Raw genomic sequence first — 1,028 nt, forward strand, 5'->3', positions numbered from 1 at the left:
AATTTAGCCAGCGTATGGCTGCTATTGCGCACGCCCATGCGCCAGCGTAGCTGCAACTGTTTATCCAAGGCAGGGCTCAGGGCTGAAATTGGAATGAATACCGGGAAGCCCTCATCAATCAATGACTGCGCCGCCTTGGCGCTGTTCGCACTTTTCACCCCGAGCGCTTGCAGAATTTCCGCGCTGGTTACCCGCGTTGGGTCATTTTCAACGCCGTGCACCACCACCGGAAAGCCCAATTTAACCAGCAGTAACGCCAGCAGCGGCGTCAGGTTGGCCTGACGTCGCGCACCGTTGTAGCTAGGGATAACGATAGGCATAGGGCGACCCGCAGGCGCGTGCAGGCGTAACACTTGCTCGCTGGCAGCCTGATAGAAACCGCGCAGTTCTGCTTCACCTTCCCCTTTGATTCGCAAGGCAATCAGTATACCGCCCAGTTCCAGATCGGGCACATCACCTTGCAGCATATGACGATACAGCGTGTAGGCGGCGTCTTGATCCAAATCACGTGCGTGATTTTTCCCCCGCCCGACCTCTTTGATGATGGTGGTAAAGTCCATGCGTTCTCCCGCGAAAAAGACGATCGATCTCTTTGTGCAAAAATAGCATGTTTATATCAGGCTGGCACATCGCGTTGTTCAATGGGAAATACCGGCAACGCCGCCAGCAGTTGCGCACCGTATCCCTTGGTCAACAAACGCCTGTCATAGATAACGATCTCGCCAAAACAGCTATGGCTGCGAATCAAGCGCCCGACCTGCTGAATCAGGTTAAAGGAAGCGGCGGGTAGGCTTTGTACCACGAAGGGATGGCGTTTTTGGCTTTTTAGCCACTCTCCTTCAGTGAGGATCACCGGGCTGTCAATCGGGGGAAAAGCAATCTTATGGATATGTACCTGCGACAGCAGCTCACCTTTCAAATCCAGTCCTTCGGCAAAAGATTGCAAGCCAACCAGTACGCTGACATCGCCCGCCTCAACGCGTTGGCGGTGTAGCGCAATCAAGCGCGAACGCGGCTGATCCCCCTGT

2 protein-coding genes are annotated in these 1,028 nt (G+C 54.8%); both read right to left on the reverse strand.

The window, feature by feature from the left end; genetic code table 11:
• A partial coding sequence (ybiB, locus tag J5224_RS29810) for a DNA-binding protein YbiB (protein ID WP_264628670.1) occupies positions 1 to 560 on the reverse strand: 560 nt, incomplete at its 3' end.
• Positions 561 to 616: 56 nt separating this feature from the next.
• Positions 617 to 1,028, reverse strand: a 412-nt coding sequence (locus tag J5224_RS29815; protein WP_319802513.1) for a helicase C-terminal domain-containing protein, incomplete at its 5' end; no start/stop codon positions are given.

Source organism: Candidatus Symbiopectobacterium sp. NZEC135 (genome assembly GCF_025962695.1).